Origin of the sequence: Paratractidigestivibacter sp., from assembly GCF_052362415.1 — a bacterium.
In the GTDB taxonomy this organism is placed as follows: domain Bacteria; phylum Actinomycetota; class Coriobacteriia; order Coriobacteriales; family Atopobiaceae; genus Paratractidigestivibacter.
In genome coordinates this window covers 49380-50223 of sequence record NZ_DAWEMK010000002.1, presented here as the reverse complement: position 1 = coordinate 50223, position 844 = coordinate 49380, and the positions used below count along the sequence as shown (strand labels likewise).

1 protein-coding gene and 1 pseudogene are annotated in these 844 nt (G+C 69.1%); one reads left to right on the top strand and one right to left on the bottom strand.

The features are described from left to right. Positions 1–351 (top strand): hypothetical protein (locus ACT84W_RS00595; protein WP_444327865.1); only part of this gene is annotated, 351 nt, incomplete at its 5' end. Between the two features lie 363 nt (positions 352–714). Here the strand turns inward: ACT84W_RS00595 and ACT84W_RS00590 are convergent. Continuing rightward, positions 715–804, bottom strand: a pseudogene (locus tag ACT84W_RS00590) (hypothetical protein); the annotation flags it as partial. Positions 805–844 lie beyond the last annotated feature (40 nt).

Here is an 844-nt window from a genome sequence, read left to right as displayed (position 1 = left end):
GAGCTCGCGGGGCTCGACGACGCCCTGTTCGGCCTCGACCTGCGCGACCCCGAGGCGGTCCATCTCGCCCGGCGCGACGCGAAGGAGATGCACTTCGTCGCCCGCGCCCTCGCCGGCGTCATCGGCGACGACTGCGCAAAGACGAGCGAGTACATGGACAACATCCAAGGCGAGCTCGGGGCTCTGGGCGACGCCTACCGCAACGAGCGCCTGGCCAACGAGTACTCCTTGAGCCCGCGGTTTCGCGGCGTGCGCGCCGACCTCGGCGTCGTGGCCCGCGACCAGGCCGAGGTGGCGAGCGCGATCCTGGCCGGGTCCACCTTCGCATCCCGTATGCGCGCCGCCGATTAATCGATCTAAGCCTGCGATGAGTGCCAGGGGGAATCGGCGACGGTTTCCCCTGGCGCTCGTTTTTCGGAAGGAGACCCAGATGACCGACTCGTCCGAGTATCGCATCGAGCACGACTCGATGGGGGAGGTCCGTGTGCCCGCCGACGCCCTGTGGGGCGCCCAGACCCAGCGCAGCCACGAGAACTTCCCCATCGGCGGGCAGACCATGCCGCCCGAGATCATCCGGGCGTTCGCCCAGCTCAAAAAGGCCGCCGCCTTCGCCAACCGCGACCTCGGGCGCTTGGGCGCCAAAGAGGCCGGTCTCATCGCCGCCGCGATGTGCATCGCCGTGGGGAAGGTGTCGTTCGAGCTCTGGCTCATGTTCACCGAGTCGTTGGGGTGGAGCGGCCGCCCGAGGGCGACACCGCGCTCGGCGGCGAGCTGGTTCCCGCGGTTGGCGAGCACCTCGTTCATGTTCATGTTCGACTGCGTGCCGGACCCGGTCTGCCAGACG